This is a genomic window from Streptomyces sp. NRRL S-37 (assembly GCF_000721605.1).
Lineage (GTDB): Bacteria > Actinomycetota > Actinomycetes > Streptomycetales > Streptomycetaceae > Streptomyces.
Genome location: NZ_JOIZ01000155.1, coordinates 1 through 262 on the forward strand (window position 1 = coordinate 1; position 262 = coordinate 262).

The window sequence follows — 262 nt, forward strand, 5'->3', positions numbered from 1 at the left end:
CTTCGGCAAGCGGGCGAAGTACCCGCGGTTCAAGTCGCGGAAGAAGTCGCGGAAGTCGGCGGAGTACACCACCAGCGCGTTCCGGTTCCGCGACGGGAAGCTGACCCTGGCGAAAATGGCGGAGCCGCTCGACATCGTGTGGTCCCGTCCGCTTCCCGAGGGGGCGTCGCCGTCCACGGTGACCGTGTCCCAGGACGCGGCCGGACGCTGGCATGTGTCCCTGCTGTGCGAGGACCCGTCCGTTCAGCCGCTTTCCGCCGCC

At 69.1% G+C, this 262-nt stretch carries 1 pseudogene; it reads left to right on the top strand.

Annotated features, from left to right (window positions below):
* Positions 1-262, top strand: a pseudogene (locus IH50_RS0137225) (RNA-guided endonuclease TnpB family protein); the annotation flags it as partial.